The sequence below is a fragment of the Catellatospora sp. NPDC049133 genome, assembly GCF_040648455.1.
Taxonomy (GTDB): Bacteria; Actinomycetota; Actinomycetes; order Mycobacteriales; family Micromonosporaceae; genus Catellatospora; species Catellatospora aurea.
On the sequence record NZ_JBEZDT010000066.1, the window covers coordinates 1 to 21,984 of the forward strand.

General features: G+C 70.9%; 22 protein-coding genes. 9 read left to right on the forward strand and 13 right to left on the reverse strand.

Annotated features, from left to right (window positions below):
* Positions 1-127 precede the first annotated feature (127 nt).
* Positions 128-550, reverse strand: coding sequence for an SgcJ/EcaC family oxidoreductase (locus AB0B35_RS40925; protein WP_361056934.1), 423 nt, complete (start codon positions 548-550; stop codon positions 128-130).
* 200 nt (positions 551-750) lie between these two features.
* Between AB0B35_RS40925 and AB0B35_RS40930 the strand changes: the two genes are divergently transcribed.
* Positions 751-1,056: a hypothetical protein gene (locus tag AB0B35_RS40930; RefSeq protein WP_203698566.1), complete on the forward strand. Its 306-nt coding sequence runs from the start codon at positions 751-753 to the stop codon at positions 1,054-1,056.
* Between the two features lie 386 nt (positions 1,057-1,442).
* Here the strand turns inward: AB0B35_RS40930 and AB0B35_RS40935 are convergent, their stop codons facing one another.
* Positions 1,443-2,603 carry an epoxide hydrolase family protein gene (locus AB0B35_RS40935; protein WP_361056937.1) on the reverse strand — a complete coding sequence of 387 codons (1,161 nt, stop codon included), beginning with the start codon at positions 2,601-2,603 and terminating at the stop codon, positions 1,443-1,445.
* Between the two features lie 256 nt (positions 2,604-2,859).
* On the opposite strand from AB0B35_RS40935, the gene AB0B35_RS40940 reads away from it, so the two are divergent.
* A complete protein-coding gene (locus AB0B35_RS40940; RefSeq protein WP_361056940.1) occupies positions 2,860-4,176 on the forward strand; it encodes an FAD-binding monooxygenase in 1,317 nt (438 codons plus the stop codon).
* 6 nt (positions 4,177-4,182) lie between these two features.
* Here the strand turns inward: AB0B35_RS40940 and AB0B35_RS40945 are convergent, their stop codons facing one another.
* Both AB0B35_RS40945 and AB0B35_RS40950 read right to left on the reverse strand, forming a co-directional pair.
* Entirely contained in the window at positions 4,183-5,403 is a 1,221-nt protein-coding gene (locus AB0B35_RS40945) for a DUF6596 domain-containing protein (RefSeq protein WP_361056943.1), read from the reverse strand.
* Between the two features lie 3 nt (positions 5,404-5,406).
* Positions 5,407-5,787 carry a YciI family protein gene (locus AB0B35_RS40950; RefSeq protein WP_361056946.1) on the reverse strand — a complete coding sequence of 127 codons (381 nt, stop codon included), beginning with the start codon at positions 5,785-5,787 and terminating at the stop codon, positions 5,407-5,409.
* Positions 5,788-6,069: 282 nt separating this feature from the next.
* Between AB0B35_RS40950 and AB0B35_RS40955 the strand changes: the two genes are divergently transcribed.
* Positions 6,070-6,534, forward strand: a complete 465-nt coding sequence (locus AB0B35_RS40955) for a DUF899 family protein (protein WP_361056949.1) — start codon at positions 6,070-6,072, stop codon at positions 6,532-6,534.
* Between the two features lie 83 nt (positions 6,535-6,617).
* Positions 6,618-7,862, forward strand: a complete 1,245-nt coding sequence (locus AB0B35_RS40960; protein WP_361056952.1) for a glycosyltransferase — start codon at positions 6,618-6,620, stop codon at positions 7,860-7,862.
* A gap of 48 nt (positions 7,863-7,910) precedes the next feature.
* On the opposite strand, the gene AB0B35_RS40965 is transcribed toward AB0B35_RS40960, so the two are convergent.
* The 3 genes from AB0B35_RS40965 to AB0B35_RS40975 are packed head-to-tail and all read right to left on the reverse strand — an operon-like array spanning position 7,911 to position 12,453.
* On the reverse strand, positions 7,911-9,695 hold the full coding sequence (locus tag AB0B35_RS40965) for an ABC transporter ATP-binding protein (protein WP_361056955.1): 1,785 nt from the start codon (positions 9,693-9,695) through the stop codon (positions 7,911-7,913).
* The gene (locus AB0B35_RS40970) at positions 9,692-11,542 is read right to left on the reverse strand and encodes an ABC transporter ATP-binding protein (RefSeq protein WP_360534441.1); all 1,851 of its coding nucleotides are present in this window, start codon (positions 11,540-11,542) and stop codon (positions 9,692-9,694) included. Before AB0B35_RS40970 ends, AB0B35_RS40965 begins: the two co-directional genes overlap by 4 nt.
* Positions 11,539-12,453: a glycosyltransferase gene (locus tag AB0B35_RS40975; RefSeq protein ID WP_361056958.1), complete on the reverse strand. Its 915-nt coding sequence runs from the start codon at positions 12,451-12,453 to the stop codon at positions 11,539-11,541. Before AB0B35_RS40975 ends, AB0B35_RS40970 begins: the two co-directional genes overlap by 4 nt.
* A 275-nt stretch (positions 12,454-12,728) precedes the next feature.
* Here AB0B35_RS40975 and AB0B35_RS40980 point away from each other — a divergent pair, with 275 nt between their 5' ends.
* Positions 12,729-13,115 (forward strand): YciI family protein, encoded by a 387-nt coding sequence (locus AB0B35_RS40980; protein WP_361056961.1) that lies wholly within the window; start codon positions 12,729-12,731, stop codon positions 13,113-13,115.
* 65 nt (positions 13,116-13,180) lie between these two features.
* On the opposite strand, the gene AB0B35_RS40985 is transcribed toward AB0B35_RS40980, so the two are convergent.
* Positions 13,181-14,362, reverse strand: coding sequence for an acyl-CoA dehydrogenase (locus AB0B35_RS40985; RefSeq protein WP_361056964.1), 1,182 nt, complete (start codon positions 14,360-14,362; stop codon positions 13,181-13,183).
* Between the two features lie 272 nt (positions 14,363-14,634).
* On the opposite strand from AB0B35_RS40985, the gene AB0B35_RS40990 reads away from it, so the two are divergent.
* On the forward strand, positions 14,635-15,381 hold the full coding sequence (locus AB0B35_RS40990) for an SDR family oxidoreductase (protein ID WP_361056967.1): 747 nt from the start codon (positions 14,635-14,637) through the stop codon (positions 15,379-15,381).
* Between the two features lie 38 nt (positions 15,382-15,419).
* Entirely contained in the window at positions 15,420-16,259 is an 840-nt protein-coding gene (locus tag AB0B35_RS40995; protein ID WP_361056970.1) for an NAD-dependent epimerase/dehydratase family protein, read from the forward strand.
* Positions 16,260-16,339: 80 nt separating this feature from the next.
* Here AB0B35_RS40995 and AB0B35_RS41000 read toward each other — a convergent pair whose 3' ends face one another.
* Positions 16,340-17,038: a DUF899 domain-containing protein gene (locus tag AB0B35_RS41000; RefSeq protein WP_361056973.1), complete on the reverse strand. Its 699-nt coding sequence runs from the start codon at positions 17,036-17,038 to the stop codon at positions 16,340-16,342.
* Positions 17,039-17,178: 140 nt separating this feature from the next.
* Positions 17,179-18,414 (reverse strand): cytochrome P450, encoded by a 1,236-nt coding sequence (locus tag AB0B35_RS41005; protein ID WP_361056976.1) that lies wholly within the window; start codon positions 18,412-18,414, stop codon positions 17,179-17,181.
* A 246-nt stretch (positions 18,415-18,660) separates the two neighbouring features.
* On the opposite strand from AB0B35_RS41005, the gene AB0B35_RS41010 reads away from it, so the two are divergent.
* Positions 18,661-19,419, forward strand: coding sequence for an LLM class F420-dependent oxidoreductase (locus AB0B35_RS41010; RefSeq protein WP_361056979.1), 759 nt, complete (start codon positions 18,661-18,663; stop codon positions 19,417-19,419).
* 19 nt (positions 19,420-19,438) lie between these two features.
* Here the strand turns inward: AB0B35_RS41010 and AB0B35_RS41015 are convergent, their stop codons facing one another.
* Both AB0B35_RS41015 and AB0B35_RS41020 read right to left on the reverse strand, forming a co-directional pair.
* Positions 19,439-19,924, reverse strand: coding sequence for a histidine triad (HIT) protein (locus tag AB0B35_RS41015; protein ID WP_361056982.1), 486 nt, complete (start codon positions 19,922-19,924; stop codon positions 19,439-19,441).
* Between the two features lie 81 nt (positions 19,925-20,005).
* Positions 20,006-20,212, reverse strand: a complete 207-nt coding sequence (locus tag AB0B35_RS41020) for a hypothetical protein (protein WP_361056985.1) — start codon at positions 20,210-20,212, stop codon at positions 20,006-20,008.
* A 114-nt stretch (positions 20,213-20,326) separates the two neighbouring features.
* Here AB0B35_RS41020 and AB0B35_RS41025 point away from each other — a divergent pair, with 114 nt between their 5' ends.
* Positions 20,327-20,962 carry a GNAT family N-acetyltransferase gene (locus AB0B35_RS41025; protein ID WP_361056988.1) on the forward strand — a complete coding sequence of 212 codons (636 nt, stop codon included), beginning with the start codon at positions 20,327-20,329 and terminating at the stop codon, positions 20,960-20,962.
* Between the two features lie 30 nt (positions 20,963-20,992).
* Here the strand turns inward: AB0B35_RS41025 and AB0B35_RS41030 are convergent, their stop codons facing one another.
* Positions 20,993-21,982, reverse strand: a complete 990-nt coding sequence (locus AB0B35_RS41030; protein WP_361056990.1) for an LLM class flavin-dependent oxidoreductase — start codon at positions 21,980-21,982, stop codon at positions 20,993-20,995.
* Between the last annotated feature and the right edge of the window lie 2 nt (positions 21,983-21,984).

Genomic DNA, 21,984 nt, shown 5'->3' on the forward strand with positions numbered 1-21,984 from the left:
CCCGCCCCCGGCGCCCCCCCGCGCCCCCCCCCCCCCCGCCGGCCGCGCTCGAGCGCGGGGGCGGTCGCCCCCGCGGGGCGCCGGCCCGCCCCGCCCCGCCCCCCCCCCCCCACGCCAGGAGCCAGGATCAGTTCTCGTCGCGCGGGCAGTTCTGGTAGACCGCGATGCGCCACCCGCCGCCCTGGCGCACCAGGATCCACGACGCCCGGATGGTGTCGGCGGCGGCGAGCTCGGTGGCCCCCTTGGCGATGACACCGCCCTGTGTCAGCAACGCGACCGCGCCCGGAGCCAGCGGCTTGATGTCGATCGGCTGACCGGTGACCGTGGTGCCCTGGTAGCGGCCCTGGTACTCGGCGGCCATGTAGGCACGGATCGCGTCGCGGCCCTTCTGGTACAGGCCGGGCAGGATCATCGTGCCGTCCTCGGCGAACAGGTCGGCGAAGGCGTCGGCGTCGTTGGCGGCCCAGGCTGCCACCATCTTGGCCGGGACGGCGGCGATCGCGGCCTGCTCGGCCGGGCTGGCGACCGGTGCGGGGGTCGTCGTGGTCATGGCGCACTCCCTTTTCATCATGGACAATCGTCCATTAATCGTCCGGCGTGGCCGATCAACCGCGCACCTTCGAGACTGCCGCACCGTACGACACAAAAACCGCAGGTCAGCCGGGCTGCCACACATCGCGCAACACCGAAGATGCGCCGTGTGCCGCCCGCGCGGGACCGTGGACAGTGACCGCCCAGGAAAGGGAGCACATGCGCACCGCCATGGTCATCCGTTACAGCACGCGGCCCGAGGTCGCCGACGAGAACGCGCGCCTTGCCGAGGAGGTCTTCGCCGAGTTGGCCGAGAGCAAGCCCGACGGGCTGCGTTATGCGACGTTCCGGCTCGGTGACGGTGCCGACTTCATGCACGTGCTCGTCGCGCCGGAGGGCTCCAACGCCCTCGCCGAGACGGCGGCGTTCCAGCGTTTCCAGCAGGGCATCGCGTCGCGCTGCGTCGCCCCGCCGCAGTTCACCCGGTCGACGGTGGTCGGGGCGTACGGTTTCGGCGACCTCTGATCCGGTCAGCACATCTGCAACCACGCCGCGAGCGCGGTGCGCAGGTCGCCGGCTGCGATCATCGTGATCAGCACGGGTATGGAGTAGGTGCACGGCAGCAGCGGACGGCACTGCAGAGCGGCGAGGACGGACCGCGGCTGTGCCCGCGTCCGACGGGTCAACGGACTGCGACCCGGCCGGCCGGTGAACCGGCGGCGTCCCCCTTTCGTCTGCGATCGACGCTGGCGGGCGAGCGCTGCACGGCGAGCCCCACTGTTCCTCCCGAGGTAGTGGCCCGACTGTGGGCCGGGCACCCGACTTTGTCAGAGCCGGCCAGTGCCCGCATCTTCGAGATTGCGGCTTCCCCAGGTCGGGGCGGGCCGGGGGTTCGCCCCGGCCCGCCGGACTCACGGGCGCAACTTGGCGGCGAACGACCGCAGGTCGCCGACGAACAGCTCCGGCACTTCGAACGCCGGGAAGTGCCCGCCTCGGTCGAACTCGCTCCACTGCACGATGTTGGTCAGTCCCCGCTCGGCGAAGCGCCGGATCGGCTGCGCCGGGTCCTGCGGGAACACCGCGACGCCGAACGGCACCGGCAGCGGCGGGGGCGGCGGCGGGGGCGGTGAGGCGATCGGCAGCAGCGGCGCGTTGTCGTAGTAGAAGTGGGCGGAGGACGCGCCGGTGGAGGTGAGCCAGTAGAGCATGACGTTGGTGAGCAACCGGTCACGGTCGACGGCGTCCTCCGGCGCCTTGGCCGAGTCGGTCCAGTCCTTGAACTTCTCCACGATCCAGGCGAGCTGCCCGACCGGTGAGTCGTTCAGACCGTAGGCGAGGGTCTGCGGCCTGGTGGCCTGGATGTGCATGTAGCCGGCCAGTTCGGTGGCGAAGCGCCCGAGCCGGCCCAGCCGGCCCAGCTCCACCTCGGTCAGCGCGGCCATGTCCGCGGGGTCGCCGCTGGGCGGGGTCGGCAGGAAGTTCAGGTGCCCGCCCAGCACGTGCTGGTGGTCCATGCCGGCCAGCATCATCGTGATCCAGGCCCCGAAGTCGCCGCCCTGGGCGAGGTAGCGGTCGTAGCCCAGCCGCGCCATCAGCTGCGCCCAGGCCCCGGCCACCCGCGGCATGCTCCAGCCCGGCTCGCGCAGCGGACCGGACAGGCCGAATCCGGGCAGGGTGGGGATGACGAGGTGGAACGCGTCGGCCGGGTCGCCGCCGTGGGCGCGCGGGTCGGTCAGCGGCCCGATCACGTCCAGGTACTCCACGAACGAGCCGGGCCAGCCGTGCGTGACGATCATCGGAACGGCGTCCGGCTCGGGCGAGCGCACGTGGACGAAGTGCACGTTCGCCCCGTCGATCTCGGTGGTGAACTGCGGGAACCGGTTGAGCTCGGCCTCGGCGGCGCGCCAGTCGTAGCGGGTGCGCCAGTACTCGGCCAGCTCGCGCAGGTAGTCGGCGGGCACGCCGCGCTCCCAGCCGGCTCCGGGCATCTCGCCGGGCCAGCGGGTGGCGGCCAGCCGCCGGTTCAGGTCGTCGAGGGCTTCCTGCGGGATGTCGATGCGGTACGGGACCATTCAGCACTCCTTGCGACAGAGATCGGCACCGGCCGTCGCGCTCCGGAGCGCGCGGAGGCCGCGTGATGCGGTCGACGGCGGTGCCGGGCCCGGGGGTCAACAGCGCTCGGCGGCCTCACCGTAACCCCGGACCCGATCCCCGAGCATCTTCCTGACCTGCGTATATACAGCATTATGAAAGAAATCTTGGCCGCTTGCGCCACTAGCATCTTTGTCCATATGCGACCTCCGAACCCTCACCAAGGGAGTCATGGACATGGATGGCCTTAGGCGCGGTCACGCGGTGGTGCTCGGCGGCAGCATCGCCGGGACCCTGGCAGCCCGTGTGCTCGCCGACACCTACTCCACCGTCACCGTCGTCGACCGCGACGTGCTGCTCGACGACGCCGACCCGAGGCACGCCGTGCCGCAGGGTCACCACATCCACGCGCTGCTGGCCCGCGGGCAGCAGATCCTGGAGGAACTGTTCCCCGGCCTCACCGGCTCGCTGGTCGCCGAGGGCGTCCCGGTCGGCGACTTCGGCACCAGCCTCAGCTGGTACTTCAACGGGGAGATGATCGAAAAAGCCGAGACCGGGCTGGTCTGCGTCGCCGCCGGCCGCCCGCTGCTGGAGGCCCGCCTGCGCGCCAGGGTCCGCGCCCTGCCCAACGTCACCTATCGCCAGCGCACCGACATCGTCGGCCTCGTCGCCGCCACCGGGCGGATCACCGGGGTGCGGGTGCAGGGCCACGACGCCGACCAGCCCGAGACCCTGGCCGCGGACCTGGTCGTCGACGCCACCGGCCGCGGTTCACGTACCGCTCGCTGGCTGCAGGAACTGGGCTACGCCCCGGTGCCCGAGGAACGCGTCAAGATGGACCTGACCTACACGACCTGCGACTTCAAGGGCCCGCTGAGCTACGACCCGATCGGCGACGACATCGCCCTGCTGCCGGTGGCGACCCCGGCCATGCCCCGCGGGGCGATCTTCGCGCGGCTGCCCGACCGCTACGCCGTGTCGCTGACCGGGATCCTCGGCGACCGGCCGCCCACCGACATCGACGGGTTCATGGAGTACGTGAAGTCGCTGCCGGTGCCCGACGTCTACAAAGCCGTACGTGACGCCGAGCCGATGGGCAGCCCGCAGACGTTCCGCTTCCCGGCCAGCGTCCGGCGCCACTACGAGGCGATGCCGCAGCTGCCCGAGGGGCTGCTCGTCATCGGTGACGCCGCCTGCGTGTTCAACCCCGTGTACGGCCAGGGGATGACCGTCGCCGCGATCGAGACCACGGTGCTGGCCGCACACGTGCGCGACGGGGAACCGCAGCCGCGCGCGTACTTCCGCGACCTGGCCAAGGTGATCGACGCCCCGTGGACGATGTCGGCCGGTGCCGACCTCGGCTTCCCGGGTGTGGAGGGCCGCCGCACCCTGCAGACCCGGCTGGGCAACCTCTACATCCCGCGGCTGCAGGCAGCGGCCGTGCACGACGGGCGGCTGTCGGCGGCGTTCCTGCGCTCGGCCGGGCTGGTCGACCCGCCGACCGCGCTGATGCACCCCCGCATCATCGCGCGGGTGCTGCGCGGCGGCCGCTGAGCAGGCTCAGCCCGCCAGCCGCCCCGCCCGGGCCTCCAGGTACCGCCGCTCCGGCAGGCTGGTGGCCCGGCGGGCGGCGGCCTCGTACTCGGCGAGCGCGGCGGCGCCGTCACCGGCCATCTCCAGCAGGTGCGCCCGCACCGCCAGCAGCCGGTGCCCGCCGGCGAGCCGGTCGTCGCCGTCGAGTGCGGCGAGCAGGTCCAGCCCTGCCCCCGGCCCGTGCACCATGCCCACGGCGACGGCCCGGTTCAGGCGCACCATCGGGTTCGGCCACACCTGCTCGAGCATTCCGTACAGCACGAGGATCTGCGGCCAGTCGGTGTCGGCCGCCTTGTCCGCCTCGTCGTGCAGGGCGGCGATCGCGGCTTGCAGCTGGTAGGGCCCGACCGGGTTGCGGGCCAGGCTGCGGGTCACCAGTTCGGTGCCCTCGGTGATGAGATCCCTGCGCCACCGGGTGCGGTCCTGCTCGGCCAGCGGGACCAGCACTCCCCCGGGCCCGGTGCGGGCCGGCTGGCGCGCCTCGATCAGGAGCATCAGGGCCAGCAGCCCCGCCACCTCGCCGTCGCGGCTCAGCAGCCGGTGCAGCTGCCGGGTGAGCCGGACGGCCTCCCCGGTCAGTTCGGCGCGCTGCAGCTCGGTGCCGGACGTGGCGGTGTACCCCTCGTTGAAGATCAGATAGAGGACGTGCAGGACCACCTGCATGCGGTCGTGCAGGTCGCGTCCTGTGGGCATCCGGAACTCTCCGCCGGCCGATTTGATCCGCTGCTTGGCGCGGCTGATCCGCTGGCCCATGGTCGCCTCGGGGACCAGGAACGCGCTGGCGATCTGCCCGGTGGTCAGGCCGCCGACGGCCCGCAGCGTCAGGGCCATCTGCGAGTCGGGCGTCAGCGCGGGGTGGCAGCACAGCAGCAGTAGCGCCAGCGTGTCGTCGCCGCCGTCCGCGTCGCCGGGGCCGGGCACCACCAGCTCGTCGGCGGACAGGAAGCCCGCCGCGGTGAGCTCCCGTTGCTGGCGGGCCGCCTCGCTGCGGCGCAGGTCCATCAGGCGGCGCGAGGCGACGGTGATCAGCCAGGCCATGGGGTGGTCGGGCAGGCCCTGCTGCGGCCACTGCACCACGGCCGCCAGCAGCGCCTCCTGCACCGCGTCCTCGCAGGCGTCGAAGGAGCCATAGCGGCGCACGAGCACGCCGAGTACCCGCGGAACCAGCCCTCGCAGCAGGTCTTCCATGAGTCACATCTCCATGCCGGACAAACCCATCACGGGTCGGATCTCGACCGGGCTGTCGGCCGCGGACAGCCGGGAGGCGACCTCCAGGGCGCGCTGTGCGCTGTCGACGTCGACGACCAGGAAGCCCGCAAGGTGGCTGAGGGCAGGAGCTGCGGGACCGTCGACGGCCAGCGCCACCTCGCCGTGCCGGCGCACGGTCTTGCTGGTGACCGGATCGGCCAGAGCCGCGGCGGCGACGAGCTCTCCAGACTCCGTGATCTCCCGTAGCAGCAGGTCGAACGCCGCGGTGCGGGCGTCGCACCGGTCCGCGTCCGGACTGCACGGCAGGAACATCGGGTGCACCCAGCTCTCGAGATCACTGTGGATCAGCAGGACATACCTCACACAACCCCTCCGCCCGGGCGCCGGCGCGGCGCCCTTCTGCAAGTGAGTCGGAGCAGCCGGGCTCGGGTTCGACATCGCTGCCGGACCTCGACGTCCAGGGCACCGCCAGGTTATCGCGCCGTGCGGATCGCACGGCCGCGCCGACGGCGAAACCGGCACGCCGCCGATGTCGTAGCGGCGGTCTTCTGCTGCGACTCACCTATGGGCGGCGCATGCCGTCCACGGGTGGAACGAGCCGGAACGTCCGGCTCCCGCAGACGCCATCGCCACGGGAGGTCGACTGTGCGGCAGTATCCCGACGACGCGGACGGCACCGGGCCGCAGATGGTCCGGGTCGACCGGGTATACGAACTGGCCGGACCGTGCGGCCTGGTGCGCCTTGCCGACCTGTTCGGGGGCCGGTCGTGGCTGGTCGTGTACCACGTCGTGCTGGGTCCGGACCGCGGCCGCGACGTCCGGGCCGGACTGCTCGTCCTGGACTGCCTCAGCCGGCTGCGTCCGCCGCGGCACACGGCCTTCGCCGTCGTCGTCGCCGGGCCGCTGCCACAGCCGGAACCGGCCGCGTGGTACTCGTGCCGCGGCGACTTCACCGCGGACTTCCACACCGGGCCGGATGCAGGACTGTCCGCCACCGCGATCAGCCTGTTCCGCCGTGGCGACGACGGCTGCGTCTACCACGCCCGCACGCACCACCGCCCGGACGGCCACCTGCTGCACCGCATCACCGGTTTCGGCCAGCCCGCCTGAACCTGCGCACTCCCGAACACGTACGCCGCCGCCGCCGCTCAACGATGACGGCGGTCGGGCGGCCGGACGAGGAAGGCAACGACATGGCCGACAGTGCACCGACGCTGAGGGCGTCGGTCATCATCCCCACCTACAATCGCGCGGACCTGCTGCGCCTGATGCTGGAACAGCTCACCCGGCAGACCCTGCCGGTGGCGGAGTTCGAGGTCATCGTCTCCGACGACGGATCCGCCGACGACACGGCCGAGGTGGCCGCCGCGTTCACCGAGCGGCTGCGCCTGAAGTACTGGTTCCAGGAGGACCTCGGCGACCGGGTCAGCCTCGCCCGCAACAACGCCGCCAAGCTCGCCGAGGCCGACCTGCTGATCTTCCTCGACGGCGGTGGGATGATCGCGCCTGACCTGGTGGAGCGCCACCTGATCGCGCACGACGTCCCGCAGCGGCGCACCGTCTGCGGTTACGCCTGGGGCTACGACCCGCGGTATCCGGCGCTGGAGGGATTGGACCGGGATCTGGCCGCGATGCACCCGGAGCAGGTCCTGGCCAAGTACCGGGACCTGCCCGCCTTCCGCGACATCCGCCACGAGCCGCTGGCCGCCTGGGATTTCGCCTTCGACGCGATGCCGCTGCCCTGGCAGCTGTTCTTCGCCCTCAACTGCTCGATGCGGGCCGAGGACTTCCATGCGGTAGGCGGCTTCGACGAGGATATGACCGGCTGGGGCTGCGAGGACCTGGAGATGGGATTCAAGCTCCAGCGTGCCGGGATCTCCATGCACTTCGCGACCGACGCCTGGATCATCGAGTGGCCGCACGAGCGCGACATGTCCAAGCGGTGGCCGGAGATGGTCGTGAACACGTTCAAGTTCCTGCGCAAGTATCCCGAGCCCGTGATCGAGATCGGCTACGTCCTCTGCGCCGACGACGAGTACTGGCGGTGGGAGCCGACCTGGCTGGAGCTGCAGAGCTGGTCGGAGCAGGTCGCCGACGTCGACGTCGCCGACGAGCTCGCGCAGGCGGTGGCGCGGATCGGGGCCGGTGAGCGGATCGCGGTGTTCGGCGCGGGCGCGGTGCTGCCGCCGCAACTGCCGCCATCGGTCGTGGCCGACTTCGACGCCGCGCTGGTGCGGCGGGCCACCGCGGGCACCGCCCACACGGCACTGCACGCGGTGGGCGTGCGCACCCTGCTGGAGGACCAGTCGGTCGACACGGTGCTGGTCACGTCCCGGCTGTCCGGGCTGTGGGACACCTGGGGTGAGCACGTCATGACCGAGGCGCACCGTATCGGCCGCAAGGTCGAGCTGCTCGGCCCCGGCATGACAGCAGGCTGACCACCGGCGAGGGGCCGCCGCCGGCTGCGGCGGCCCCTGGTCTGCCGGTCAGCTGTAGGCGCGGGCCTGCAGCGCGAACAGTTCCGCGTAAAGTCCCCCGGCCGTCACCAGCGCCGCGTGGTCGCCGATCTCGGCCACCTCGCCGTCGTGCAGCACGATGATCAGATCGGCCATCCGCACCGTCGAGAACCGGTGCGACACGAACAGGGTGATGGCTCCCGATGCGCGCGACACCCGACCGGCCTGTTCGGCGAAGCGTTCGAACAGTGCGTGTTCGGCGGCCGGGTCCAGCGCCGACGCGGGTTCGTCCAGCACCAGCAGCAGCGGCTCGCCGCGCATCATCGCCCGGCCCAGCGCGAGCCGCTGCCACTGGCCGCCCGACAGCTCCTGCCCGTCGGTCCAGCTGCGGCCGAGCTGGGTGTCCAGGCCGTCGGGCAGCTCGTCGGCCACAGCGGTGGCCTGTGCGCGGTCCAGGGCGTCGCGTACGTGCGGTTCGGAGTCGGCGTGCGGCAGGTCGCCGAGGCCGACGTTGCGCCGCAGGGCCAGCTCGTAGCGTGCGAAGTCCTGGAACCCGGCCGAGATCCGCTCGCGCCACCGCTGCGGCGACACGTGCGCGAGGTCGACACCGTCGACCAGCACCTGCCCGCTGGTCGGCTGGTAGAACCCGCACAGGAGCTTGACCAGAGTCGACTTGCCCGCGCCGTTCTCCCCCACGACGGCCACTCGCGCACCCGCCGGGATGGTGAGGTCGACACCGTGCAGCACCTGCCGTGCCGTGCCGTGGTACGCGAACGACACGTCGCGCAGGGTGATGCCGGTTTGCAGTCGCTCGGGCAGGTCGGGCGTGTCAGCGCCGAGGTCCGGCACGGCGACCTCGTCCCGCAGCCGCCGCAGCCGGGTGAACGCGCCGGACATCCGCTGCAGGGTCTGCAGCAGGGTGACCGCCGTGGTCACCTGCTGGTTCACCTGGACGGCCAGCACGATCACGAGGACGACGTCGCCGACGCCGCCGCGGCCGCTCATCGCGTCGCGGACGACCAGCAGCACCGCGGCGACGTAGGCCAGCGCGAACACGACCTGCCCCACCGAATGGACCACGGTGGCGACGAAGTGGCCCCGGGCCAGGCCCTTGGTGGCCTGTGCCCATTGCCGCTCGTGGCGGGCGACCAGGTCGCGGCTGAGCTGGAACACCCGCAGCTCGCCGGCGACCGTCGCCGACGTGGACAGGTGGAACAGGTTCAGCGCGACGCGGGTCGGCTCGGCGGTCGCCGTGCGGGCCCGGTCCCGGATCCGTTCGGCGGCCCGGCCCGCGACCAGCGGGGGCAGCGCCGCCAGCGGCAGGAGCAGCAGCAGCGGGTTGACCCGGGCCAGCAGCACACCGGTGACGGCCATCGCCAGGACCAGGCCGAGCCCGTTCATCAGGGCGTCCATGGCGCCTTCGAGCTGCCGCCCCTCCTGGCGCAGCACCGTGATCTCGTCGGCGAGTTCGGGCCGCTCGTGGTGCTCGATGCCCGGTGAGCCGTTCGACACAGCCATCAGCTGCTCGTCGAAGTCCTGCTCGGCCATCTCCGCCAGTTCGAAGTACGCGATGTGGGCGAAGTGGGAGAAGGTCAGCATCGCGATGGCCAGCACCGCCACGAGCACACCGCTGCGGATCGCGCCGGCCGCGTGGCCGCCGAGCACCTGCCCGGTCATCCGGCCCAGCACGTAGGCCATCAGCGGTGCGGCCAGCGCGCCGGCGAGCATGAGCACGACGGAGACCACGGCGCGGCGGCGGTCCATCCGCCAGGCCGTCGCCAGCAGGTGCCCGGAACCGCGGATCGCCTCGATCATGCGTCCACCTCCGCGTCGACGAACCGGTCGGCCTGCAGGGTGAACAGCTCCTGGTAGCGGCCGCCGAGCGCCATCAGCTGCTCGTGTGAGCCCTGTTCCAGCACGCCTCCGTCGGACAGCACCACGATGTTGTCGGCGCGGCGCACGCTGGAGAACCGGTGTGAGATCAGCAAGGTGGTCGCCCCCTGGGTGAGTCCGGCGAACTCGTCGAAGAACTGTGCCTCGGCGCGCACGTCGAGGCTGGCGGTCGGCTCGTCCAGCACGACCACGGGCGCGCCGTGGCGCAGCGCGAACAGCGCCCGTGCCAGCGCGACGCGCTGCCACTGCCCGCCGGACAAATCCACCCCGCCGGTGAGGTGCCGGGCCAGCGGCGTGTCCAGCCCGTGCGGCAGCTGGGCGAGCAGGTCGCCGAGCCCGACCGCCTCGGCGGCGCTGCGTGCCCCGGCGTGGTCGGACTGCGCCGCCACGGCCCCGAAGGTGATGTTGTCGGCGATCGACGCCTCGAACCGGGCGAAGTCCTGGAAGATGATGCCGAGCCGGGCCCGCCACTGGTCGACGCTGTAGGCGCGGATGTCGACGCCGTCGGCCAGGATCGCGCCGGTGTCCGGTTCGTACAGGCGGGCCAGCAGTTTCACGATGGTGGTCTTGCCTGCGCCGTTGACGCCGACCAGGGCCGTGCACTTGCCGACGGGGATGGTGAGGTTCAGCCCGGACAGGATCGGCCGGTCCTGACCCGGGTAGCGGAAGCTGACGTCGGCGAACCGGATCTCGGAGACCGGTTCCGGGGCCGGAGAGGTGTCGCCGGTGGCGTCCGTGTCCGGCACCGTGGCGTCGATACGGGCCACGAACTGCTGGAACGCCCGGTAGCCGTACATGCCCACGCAGGTCTGGGTGTCGGCTTCGGCGTAATGCTCCGACAGCCGCAGCGCGCCCAGTACGGCCTGCACCACCAGCACGAACGCGGTGAGCGTGACGCCGTCGGCGGCGGTCGCGCCGAGCCCCGCGAAGACCGCGACGGCCACGACGACACCCCACAGGGTGAACCACACGAACGGCCACAGGTACGCCTTGCGCCGCGCCGCCCGCACCGGCGCCAGCAGGCCCGAGTACGCGTCGGCGAGCTGCTCGCGCAGCCATCCGACCAGCCCGAACACCCGGATCTCCTTGCCGGCCGCGCTGTCGACGGCCAGGCCGCGGACGTAGTCGAGCCTGCGCGACGCGCCCGCCGAGGCGAACCGCACCTTGACGTACTTGCGCAGGCCGCCGCGCTGGCCGTAGCGGAACAGCAGCACCGCTGTGACCAGCCCGGCGGCGGCGAGCCAGGAGAAGGCGTAGCCGACCACGGCCGCGTAGCCGGCCAGTGAGACGTATCTGGCCACCAGGGACAGCAGGCCGGGCACGGCCTGGCCGGGGCTGCGGAAGCCGAACTCCAGCTCGCGTGCGGCGTTGCGCAGGTCGTCGAGGGTGGCCTGGTCCTCCAGCGGGCTGATGCCGGGGCTGCGCAGCGACGCGTGCATCAGTGCGCGGAACAGCACGCCGTCGACGCGGCGGGCGGCCAGCTCGCGCAGCAGCGTGACCACGGGGGCGAGCAGTTGCTGGCCGACGAAGGCTGCGGCGCCGATCAGGAACGCCTGGACCAGCGACGTCCATTCGGGTGAGTCCAGGCCGGCGTCGACGGCTTGGGGCACCTTGCCGAGCATCACGCTGGTGGCGATGACGAACACCACGGGCAGCACGCCGAGCACGAGGTTGACCGCGGTCAGCACGCAGATCAGGCCGAAGCCGGCGTGCCGGGCCAGCTTGACGATCTCCCACCGCTCCGCGGTCCGTCGGGCGAGCCACCTCATCGGGCTGTCACCTGCCGCTCGTACTCGGCGCAGCTGGGCAGGTTCTCGGCCTTGATGACGTCGTTGATGTTGAAGGGGTGCACCTCCATGCTGGTGAACCTGCGCATCAGCTCCATGATCGGGGTGCGGTACTTGTCGGCCATGTAGTCGTAGTTGTCGCCTTCACCGCTCTTGCTGGCCGCGGGGTGCGGCAGGTGCACCGCGGCGGCGTCGCGGCTGAGGGCGAAGTAGGCACCTGCGCGGTGCAGCCGGTAGCCCAGGTCGCAGTCCTCGCCGCCCCAGGCGCGGAACGACTCGTCGAACCCGCCGACCTCGCGGATGAGCGTGGTGGGGGCGGACACGTTGCAGGTCCAGAAGATCGACCACGGTGCGGGCTCGTCGCCGAAGTCGTCGCCGTACTTGGCGTAGTACTCCTCGCGCAGGTCGGGCAGCCTGCCCTCGGCGCGCAGCCAGCCGATGAGCGCGTCGTCGTCGGCCTCGTCGAGGATCTGCTGCATGTGTGCGCTGTCCTCGGCGCTGACGTCATGGCGCGGGGTGTAGGCCCACACGTAGCCGATCAGCGCGAGCGGGCCGTCGGCCGCCTCGTGTACGGCGACGTGTGCACGCAGGCAGCCGGATCCGGCCACGACGCCGTCGTCGATGAACACGCACAACTCGGCGCGGGCGGCGGCGATCCCCATGTTGCGCGCGGCGGCGACCCGCGATCCGAGGTCCTGCTGGTAGAAGTGGCGGACGTCGATCCGGTCCGCATAGTCGGCGACCAGCTCGGCGGTGCCGTCGTCGGAGCCGTCGTCGCAGACGAGCACTTCGTACTCGGTACTGGGCAGGTCCTGCCGGGTGAGCGAATCGAGGGTACGGCGCAGCAGGTGTCTGCGGTTGTATGTGGGGATGATGACGCTGCACTTCAGCACGGCGGACTCTCCTGGGTGCGACGGGCCGGCCTGCGGCCGGCCTGCGGGCTCAGTTGTTGCTCGTTGCGCGGCGGCGCCCGATCGCGCCGCCATAGATGAGTCGTCGCCGCGGTGGCGGATTTCGACATGCGGGCCGCGCCCGGCCCAAAGTGACAGTGTTCGATATCAGTGGACCGACACGCCGTCATGGAAGACGTCCTGGCGCGGTGGGCCGGGCTAGGCTCGGGTGGGCGGCTCCCCGTGCCGGCTCATCGACGTGACCGGAGATCCAGCGCATGAAGTACGTGGTGCTCATCTACAACAACCCGACCGCGTGGCAGCATCCGATGTTTCTCCAGAGCGGGCCGCTGTCCGAGCAGGAGCGCGCCGAACGGACCAGCGAGTTCCAGACGCTGCTCAAGGAGCTGGCCGAGACCGGCGAGCTGGTGGACTCGGCGGCGCTGGGCGACCCGGCGCACAGCATCGCCCTGCGTATGCGCGAAGGGGTACTGGCCGCGACCGACGGGCCGTTCGCCGACGTCAAGGAGCATCTGGCCGGCTATTTCGTGCTCGACTGCGCGACGCCGGAGCGGGCGCTGGAGCTGGCGCGGCGTTTCCCGGACGTGCGGGCCGGCGGCGTCGAGCTGCGCCCGGTGCTGGACCCGTCCGAGCTCCGCATGTGAGATCCACAGCCGACCGCGGCGGGCGGCCCCGGTCACCGGGGCCGCCCGCCGCGGGGCGTCGTGGCTCAGACGAAGAAGGTGTTGGGCTCCAGGCCGCACAGCACCCGGCCGTACAGCTCCAGCGTGGTGGTGGGCAGGTGCAGCGCATGCAGGGTCACCGCACGCACGTCGCGGCGGATGCGCTGGACCGGGTCGTTGAGGTAGATCGAGGACGCGCCCAGCCCGCCGGCGAGCAGGTCGACCGCCTCGGCGGTCAGCTGCGGCACCCGGCCGCCGACCGCGCGCGCGAACGCCCGCTCCTGCAGCGTCCACTCCTGCCCGGTCAGGCCTTTCTCGTCCACCATGGTCGCGATGCGCCGGGCGTGCCCTTCCGCTTCGTCGATCTTGAGGGCCGCGTCGGCCGCCTGCAGGTGGGTGATCGGCGCGTCGGCCTGCCGCTCGTAGGTGGTGTTGGCGATCGGGCGGCGGTTGATGCGGTCGTAGAAGTGCTCGGAGGCCGCGCGGGCCATGCCGATCATCTTGCCCGCGGTCGACGCGGCCACCGCACCGACCAGCGGGGCGCGGAACATCGGCAGGTCGATGTTGAGCTTCGAGCCGTACTCCCCCGCGGTGAACGCGGCGATGCGCATGACGTGGCTCATCGGCACGAACAGGTCCTCGGCCGCGGCCGACACGCTGCCCGTGCCCGACAGTGCGGAGACCTCCCAGTCGTCGATGAGCCGCAGTGACTTCATCGGCACCACGGCCATCACGGGCTCCGGCTCGCCCTCGGCCGGGATCATCAGGGTGGACAGCAGTTTGTACTTGCTGTGCGCGGCGCCGCTGTTGAAGGCCCACTGCCCGTTGACGACGAGGCCGCCGGGCCGTGCGACGCCGGTGCCGTTGAGTGCCAGCGTGCCGGCGATACGCGTGTCGGGGTCGGCGAAGACCTCGTCCTGCACCTCGTCGGGGAACAGCCCGACGTTCCACGACGTGATCCACCAGGCGGCGACGTCGAAGGCGCATGCACCGTCGCCGCGGCCCAGTTCGATGCCGACGTCGACCATCGTGTGCGCGTCGGACTCGTAACCGCCGTAGCGGGCCGGGGTGCGCATCCGGAAGATCCCGGCCGCCGTCATCGCCTCGACGCTCTCGTCGGACAGGCGGCGGTTCTGCTCCTGCCAGAGGCTGTTCTTGCGCAGCAGCGGCACGAGATCCGCCGCCCGCCGGGCCAGTTCGGTGCGCTGTGGTGCTTGAGTCGCTTGCACGGATTCCTCCTCCTGGGCATGGCGATTTCGCTCGCGAAGGTCATTCGCCGCAGCAATGCGAAAGCGCGCAAGGCGTGTCGTTCCGGGCCTGCGAACAGCAACTCCGAGCGCCCGGGGCGAATGCCACGCTAGCGGGCCGGCACAGGCCGGAAAAGGGGTTCGAAAGCGCATGGCGACAGTGCGCAATATGGAAGAAGAATCGCACGGACCGCTGCGTAGAGTGGGCGTGGCCGATAGCGGATCCCGTATGCGAAATGGCGAGGCGACATCCCATGGAAGACCTGTCTGGACAGACCGTGTTCGTCATCGGCGCCAGCCGCGGCCTGGGCCGTGGCGCCGTCGACGCCTTCCTCGACGCCGGGGCGCGGGTGATCGCGCTGGCCCGTGACACCTCGTCGCTGCGCGCGCCGGCCGGGCAGCGGCCGGAGCTGACCGTGGAGGCCGCCGACGCCGCCGATCCCGGGCGCGCCGCCGACCTGCTCAAACGCCACGATCCGGACGTGCTGGTGCTGGTCGCGGGGGCGCAGCCGGTGCTGCGGCCGCTGACCCACCAGACCTGGGAGACGTTCTCCGTCAATTGGCACAGCGACGTGCGTATCGCCTACACGTGGCTGCGCGAGGCGCTGCTGCGGCCGCTGCGGCCCGGCAGCCGCGTCATCGTCGTCAGCAGCGGCGCCGCGCTGCGCGGCTCGCCGATCAGCGGCGGTTATGCCGGAGCGAAGGCCACCGTGCGGTTCCTGGCCGACTACGCCGCCGAGGAGTCGGCTCGCGCCGGTCTCGGTCTCACCGTCACGACCGTGCTGCCGCAGCTCACCGGCGAGACTGCGCTGGGCCGGCCCGCGGTCGAGGCGTACGCCGAGCGGGCCGGGATCAGCGTCGAGGAGTTCCAGACCCGGCTCGGCCCCGCGTTGACCCCGCAGCTCGCCGGGGCCGCGCTGCGGCGCCTGGCGGCGGGGACCGCCGCCGGTGACGCCTCTGCCTACCTGCTCACCGGCCAGGGCCTGCAACCGGTGCGGTGAACCGCGATCCGGCCGGCCCTCTACAGAACGGAGACACCGTGAACTTCAAGGACCCGCACGAGACCGATGTCCTGGTCATCGGCGCGACGGGTTACGCGGGCGGCTACGCGGCCGCCGCGCTGGCCCGCGCCGGATACCGGGTCGCCGCCCTGCAGCGTCCCGGCGGCAAGCCGGTTCCACCGGAGTACCGCCCGGTGCCGGGCGACCTGGCCGACCCGCCCTCGCTGGCGGCCGCCGCCCAAGGGTTCGACATCGTGGTGCAGGTCGGCCGGATCGAAGGCGATCTGGAGAGCGTCGGCGCCGAGGCGATCATGGACACCGGCGCCCGGCTGATCCACACGTCCGGCGCGGACGTGCTCGGCCCGGGCCAGACCCACGAGGACACCGTGCCCGTCCCGCCCGCGGTGGTCGCCTGGCGCGCCGACGTGGAGCGGCGTGTCCTGGCCGGCGGCGGCATCCTGGTGCGGCCGGGCCTGATCTACGGCAACGGCGGCGGCGTGGTGCAGGACATGCTGGTGCCGCTGCAGGAGCGCGTCGGGGCCGGGGTGTACCTGGGCCGCCGCGGCATCCACTGGCCGGCCGTGCACGTCGAGGACCTGGCCGACCTGTACGTCCTCGTCGCGCAGCAGGCCGCACCGGGCACGGCCTGGAACGCCGTCACCGACAACGTCGCCATAGACGAGCTGGTCGCAGCCGTCGCGGGCGGTCACGCGGTGTGCTGGCCGGCCGACCGCGAAGCGCCCGAGGAGATCCGGGTCATCGAAGAGCTGTACCTGATGGACCACATCGTCAGCGCCGACAAGACCCGCCGGGAGCTGGGCTGGAAGCCGGTCCACCCGTCCGTGCTCGACTACTACCGGGCCGCCGTCGCCGGCTAGCTCGCTCCGGCACGCGTACGCCGCCACCGACGGTGGCGGCGTACGCTTGTACGCGCCCAGCCGGCCGCCCCGGACAGCGCCTACTGCCGGTAGCGGTCGTGGTGGCGCAGCCACGGCCGCTCGGCCGGGCGGCCACTCGGCGTCAGGTCCAGGAAGTTGAACGTGTTGTGGAACACGTCGATGCCGTCGCCGTAGCACGAGTAGGTGTGCAGCACGCGGTCTCCGTCGCGCAGGAAGACGCTCATGCCGCCCGCCTCACCCTCGGTGAACCAGTTGCCGTGCGCGGCGAGCGTGTCCTCGTCCTGATAGTCGTACTCCACCGGGGTGATCGACTTGTCGAGCGTGGCGTGGTAGTCGTAGTTGAACATGCTGTCGTAGGACGAATACCACGGCACCTGCCAGCCCATGCGCTGGTGGAAGGGGCCGATCTTCGAGTACGGCGCGCGCGACACGATGGCCAGCGTCGTGTCCAGGGCGTGCAGGTGAGAGGTGTCGCCGATGCCGTCGCTGAGCATCGAGCAGTGCCGGCAGCCCTCGTCCCACCCCGGGTCGAACATGAAGTGCTGCACGATGAGCTGACCCCGCCCCTCGAACAGGTCGATCAGCGTCGCCTTGCCCGCCGGTCCCTCGAAGACGTATTCCTTGTCGACCACCACCGCCGGCATCTGCAGGCGGGCGGCGTTGACCTCGTCACGGACCTTGAGCAGCTCACCTTCGCGGTTGCGCAGCTCCTTGCGGGCCGCCAGCCACTCCTGCGGTGAAACGACCTGTGGCACCATTTCCGCTCCTCTCCACGAGTCGCCCGGTCGGGCGCCTCCATCGGGTAGTCGGAGCCGACGGGCCCGCCCTCGACATCGGCCGACGCCGCACATGGTTGCGCCCCGGCACCTGGCGGGGGGCCGGGGCGCGGTGGCGGCGGTCAGGCGAGCGCGGGCACCGGAGCATTGAGGTACACCGGGACGCTGCCGTAGCCGTTCATGATGAAGGTGCCCTGTGGCGGAATCTCGGACACCGGAACGGCCAGCCGCATGTTGGGGAAGCGCTCGAACAGCGCCGGCATGGCGATCATCGCCTGCATGGTGGCAAGCGACCGGCCCAGGCAGTAGTGCGGGCCGTGGCCGAAGGCCAGGTTGGTCTTGTCGGGGCGGGTGAGGTCGAACTGGTCCGCGGTCTCGCCGTGCAGCTCGGGGTCGCGGCCGATGCCGGCGTAGGCGATCAGCACCAGGTCCCCCTTGGCGATATGCACCCCGGCGACCTCGGCGTCCTCGGTGGCGTAGCGGAACGGCAGCTGCGCGATGGCCGCATCCTTGCGCAACGCCTCGTTGAACGCGTCCTGCCAGGTGTACTGCCCGCTGCGAACCAGCTCCAGCTGCTGCGGGTTTTCCAGCAGATCGACGACGAGGTGGGACATCACATTGCCCAGCGTCTCCGAGCCGGCGCCGAGCATGACGTGCAGCGTGCCCACCAGCTCGTCGTTGGTCATCATCGAGCCGTCTTCCTTGGCCTGGACCAGCACGCTGGTGAGGTCCGTGCCCGGGTTGGCCTTCTTCTCCGCGACGAGCTCCTCCATGGCCTCGTGCCACTGGTGCAGGTTGGCCCCGGACTCCTCGCGCGTGTTGGTCGTCTTGCTGTTGGTGACCGCGCCCTGCAGCATTCTGTCGCGTGCCTGCGGCGGCACCCCGAACAGGTCGCAGATGACAAGTGCGGTCAGCAGGTAGGTGAACTGGCCTTTGATGTCCACGACCTCGCCGGGCGGCACCCGCTCCAGGTCGTCGAGCAGGCCCGCCACCAGCTTCTCGATGTGGCCGCGGGCGGCCTCCACCTGCCGAGGGGCGAATGCGTGCGCGACCAGTTTGCGCAGGCGGTCGTGGTCGGCGCCCTCACGGGTCGTGACGTTGTCCATCATCACCCAGGTGATGAGCTCCCAGTCCGGCGGAACCTCGCCGTTGATCAGCGCCGGCCAGTGCTCCCTGGCGTTCTTGGAGAATCGCGGGTCGGCCAGGATCTGCCTGCCCACCGTGTAGTTGGTCACCGACCAGGCCAGGTAACCACCGGGCACCTCTACCCGGGTCACCGGCCCTTCGGCCCGGATCCGGGCCGCCTCGGCGTGGATGTCTTTACCGGTCCGGTCCAGCACGATCGGACATTTACCCATCGCGGGCCTCCACAGAATGGGAGATATGTACACCGGCACTCTCACGCACCGATGACGCCGATCATTCACGGCGCTTGTACGAGCGTATCCACAGCGCTTCCAAAACACTTCTTCTAACGTGCCGCAAGGCCTTTGCCGACGGTCTCGGAAAAGCATTCCAGAAGGTGCCGCAGACCTGTGTGGAATGGACACTGTAACGGCTGAACGGAACTGTTCGGCGACGGCTGCCCGGTGGAGGTGGAGCGCATGGCCAGGTTCAAGGTCGGGGTGCAGATCAGGCCGCAGCACTGCTCGATGGAGCAGCTGCGAGAGGCGTGGCAGACGGCCGAGGACCTGGGGGTGGACTCGGTCTGGAACTGGGACCACTTCTACCCGCTCTACGGCGACCCCGACGGCGCGCACTACGAATGCTGGACGATGCTCGCCGCGATCGCCGCCGACACCAGCCGGGTCCAGTTCGGTCCCCTGGTCAGCTGCCACGGCTACCGCAATCCGGACCTGGTCGCCGCGATGGCCGGCACCGTCGACCAGCTCAGCGGCGGGCGGCTGGTCGTCGGGCTGGGCGCGGGATGGTTCGAACGCGACTACACCGAGTTCGGGTACGACTTCGGCACCGCCCCCGGCCGGCTGCACGGCCTGGAGGCGGCCACCCGGCGCATCCAGCAGCGGCTGCCGCGGCTCAACCCGCCCGCGCCGGCGATCCCGCTGCTGATCGGCGGCGGCGGCGAGAAGGTGACGCTGCGCATCGTCGCCGAGCGGGCCGACATGTGGAACGACTTCGGCTCTCCCGAGCGCTTCGCGCACAAGAACGCGGTCCTCGACCAGTGGTGCGCGAAGGTGGGACGCGACCCGGCCGAGATCGAGCGCACGACGATGATCGGACCCGACGAGATCGACGGCCACGAGGCCTATCTGGCCGCCGGGGCCACGCACATCATCCTGGGCTGGGACCCGCCGTTCGATGTGAAGGACGTGCAGCGGCTGCTCGACCACGCCAAGGACTAGGTTCCGTCTCGACGTCCGCTCATGAAGTTCGTTCCGGAGCCGAGCCTTCGTCGAGGTAGGGCCGTAGTCTGCTGCACAGTCCTACCACCGCCGCTGCCGTGCCGCGGGGTGCATCGTGCCATTGATCGCCGGACATCCAGCCGTACTCGGCTGGTGTGCCGGTATGGCGGACGAACACATGTTGATGGAAGTGCGCGTGACTCATCCCGGCGATCGCGGAGAACACGAAGTCCGCTGACAACTCCGTCCGCAATCCCAGCGCTGCTCGCCGAACCGCACGACCGATCGCCTCAGCCTCGCTGTCCGTGAGGTCGGCCAGGTAGGGCACGTGACGGCGGCTCTCCACGTACAGGTAGCCGAGTACGGTCGTGCCGTCTTCCCCTGCCGGGCGGTGGGAGATCACCAAGTGCTCGTCCTCCCAGACGGTCGGCCCGGCCAAGGGCCCGTCGCCCCGATGCTTGTCGCAGATCATGCAGTCCAGCTGCGGTCGCCCGGCCAATACCATGGCCGCACGGTAGCGTCTCCGAGAGCAACTTGCCGACCTGGCGGTCGAAGCCAGCCCGCGTGGATGTGCGGGTCCGCCGGCTCAAGCCCCCGCCGAGCCGGAACGGGGGCGCACCGTGGTGCCGTCGAGTCGTTCGACGACGGGCTCCGAGCCGTCCAGCCACAACGTCTCGCCTTGGCGCAGGAACAGCGCTTCCTCAAGGGTGATGGTCAGGCAGCTACGGTTGACCATGATCTCTCGGATCATGAGGTTTCTCGGGGCGACGATTCGGTCTCCGGACAGCTGCATGCACTCATGTTGCATCTCAGCTGGTTGCATGTCGACTGGCATGGTGGTCGAGTCAGGCGAGGTACGTGAAAGTCGGTAGCGTTGGACCTCTGGCCTACGCGTAGTCTCGTGCGGATGATCTCGAATGAAGTGACAGAAGTACTCCGCGGCTGGGCAAAGGGTCTGGCCGCGGTCAGACGCAACTCCGTGCCCGTCGAGACCACGTGGGGCCTGCGGATCGACGAGGTCCGGCCGAAGACCCGCGCCCGCTGTCTGGTGTTTCGCGACGACCTTGACGCCGTGCGCAGCGCGGCGGATGTCGCGTCCGCTCCGCACGGGGTGGTCATCGTCGCCGCCGCCGAAGATGCGGCAGCGGCCCTGCTCGGGCCGGCCTGGCAGAGCACGCCGCCGGAGCCGATCATGACGACCACGCTGCGGCGGATGCCGTCGAGTGTCCCCGCCGGGTACGACCTCAGCATCACGGTCGACGCGGGTGTCATCAACGTGCGTGTGCATGCCGAGAGCGAGGTCGTCGCGGCTGGATATGCCGCAGTCGTGGACGGTATCGCCGTCGTGGATCGCGTCGGCACCGAACCCGCGCATCAGCGCCGTGGTCTGGGCACAGCGGTGATGAACGCACTGACCGCCGCGGCCATGGACCAGGGGGCGGTGAGCGCCGTACTCCATGGGACAGAGGAAGGACGTGCGCTCTACGAGGGCCTCGGCTGGCAACTGCACTCAAAGATCACGAGCTTCACCCACGCGGCATGATCTCTCGCAGGTACGGCGGCCGATCACCGCTCAGACCGCGGCGCGCGCCCGCCGAAGCGCGAACAGGATGTGGTCCAGGTCCTCGGGATCCTCGGGGGTGTTGAGGATGATGGTGTTCACGCCCGCGTTGAAGTACTCGGCGAGTGCGGCGGCGACCTCGTCGTAGTCACCGACCAGGTACGGGCAGAAGGTGTGGTACGCCCGGAACGGGTAGAGCCAGTAGACCTGGTCGAGGACCCCGGTCCGCCGTACGTCGTCGGCGAGGTTGCGGTGCCAGCGCGACTCCGCCTGCTGCGCGACCCAGTCGTGCAGCTGCTCGCCGTCCTCGTCGTGCGGGAACCTGGCGTGCGCGAGCGCCCAGGCCTCCTCGGAGGTCGGACGGGCGATGATCCCGAACCGGACCCCGCCGCCCTGGAGCACGCCGCTGTCGCCGTAGCGGCCCAGCAGCCGCGGGTACGTCAGCCAGCCCGCACCCAGCCGGCGCCTGGCTTCCAGGCTCGCCTCGGACCCACCGGAGACGTAGATCCTCGGCATCAGCTCGGGGTCGAACCGCATGCCGAGCATCGCGCCCTTGACGGTGTAGTGCTCGCCCGCGTGGGAGACCGTCGCGTCGTCGGACAGCAGACGCGTGATGATCTGCGCGTACTCGGTGATCCGGTCGTAGCGTTCGTCGTGGTCGAGACGGCACCCGAGTTCCTTAAGATGGCTGGGGAAACCACCGCTGACCAGGTTCAAATCGACCTGGCGGTGGTACAGGTAGCCGATCGTGGCGATCGCCCTCGCCGCGGCGAACGGGTGCGTGTACACGGGGTTGACCGCGATCAGCGGCACCAGGCGTTCGGTGTTCTCCAGCAGGAACTGGGCGGCCGACCATGGGTCGACGCTGCGGTTGTCGGTGTGCACGAGCACGCCCCGGCAGCCCGCCTCCTCGATCCACCGGCACTTGTCCAGCAGTGTGCGCCGGTACTCCTCCGGAGGCAGATCCGGGTCCGTCGGAAACGACGTGTAGACGGTGAGCATGG